At 62.0% G+C, this 887-nt stretch carries 2 protein-coding genes and 1 pseudogene; all 3 read left to right on the forward strand.

Going from position 1 to position 887, the window contains the following annotated elements; all coding sequences use genetic code 11:
• Window positions 1-233 (forward strand): HisA/HisF-related TIM barrel protein (locus tag EN994_RS33370; protein WP_245466171.1); only part of this gene is annotated, 233 nt, incomplete at its 5' end.
• Window positions 234-303: 70 nt separating this feature from the next.
• Window positions 304-627, forward strand: a complete 324-nt coding sequence (locus EN994_RS33375) for a phosphoribosyl-ATP diphosphatase (protein ID WP_013528343.1) — start codon at window positions 304-306, stop codon at window positions 625-627.
• A 24-nt stretch (window positions 628-651) separates the two neighbouring features.
• Window positions 652-887: pseudogene (locus EN994_RS33380) on the forward strand (type I pantothenate kinase); the annotation flags it as partial.

Raw genomic sequence — 887 nt, forward strand, 5'->3', positions numbered from 1 at the left:
CTGATATCGCGCGGGTCAGCGCGATATCAGACGCCGTGCGCGCGCCGGTCATCGCTTCCGGCGGCGTCGGCACGCTCGACCACATGGTCGAAGGCATTCGCGACGGCCATGCCGGTGCGGTGCTGGCCGCGTCCATCTTCCATTTCGGTACCTACACGATAGCGCAGGCCAAGGCGCATATGGCCGCCGCAGGGCTGCCGATGCGGCTGGACTCTGTGAATAATCGGCCCTAAAGCATGATCCCGAAAAGTGGGAACCGGTTTTCGGAAAAGATCATGCCTAAACAAGCAGATAGATGGCGCCATGGCTGAGTTTTCGCTGTCAGGTCTTGAAGAAACCATCAGGGAACGCGCCCATTCCGGCGACCCGGACTCGTGGACGGCAAAACTGTTCGCGCGCGGCATCGACAAGGCGGCGCAGAAACTCGGCGAGGAAGCAGTCGAGACGGTGATTGCCGCCGTCAAGGGCGACAAACAGGCCCTCGTTTCGGAAAGTGCCGATCTTATATATCATTGGCTCGTCGTTCTCGGCCTCTCGGGGGTTTTGCTGAGCGACGTGCTCAAGGAGCTCGAAGGCCGCACCCGGCGTTCGGGCATCGCCGAGAAGGCGTCACGGCCCAAGGGCTGACCGCGAGGAAGGGCAGGTATCTCGATGGATCAGCTCGCGCCGACCGAGAAGTATTCCCCGTTTCGCTTCTTCTCCGCCGAGCAATGGTCGCAATTCCGCGCCGACACGCCGCTGACGCTGAGTGCGGACGAATTCCGCCGCCTGCGGTCGCTCAACGATCCGGTCGATCTCGAAGAGGTCACGCGCATCTATCTGTCGCTGTCGCGGCTGTTGTCGGCTCATGTCGAAGCGAGCCAGCTGCTGTTTCGGCAACGCCAGGC

Source organism: Mesorhizobium sp. M7A.F.Ca.CA.002.09.1.1 (assembly GCF_003998555.1).
In the GTDB taxonomy this organism is placed as follows: Bacteria; Pseudomonadota; Alphaproteobacteria; order Rhizobiales; family Rhizobiaceae; genus Mesorhizobium; species Mesorhizobium ciceri.

Coding starts and splice junctions, on each gene's coding strand:
- EN994_RS33375 (WP_013528343.1), top strand. CDS start 304: ATGGCTGAGTTTTCGCTGTCAGGTCTTGAAGAAACCATCAGGGAACGC.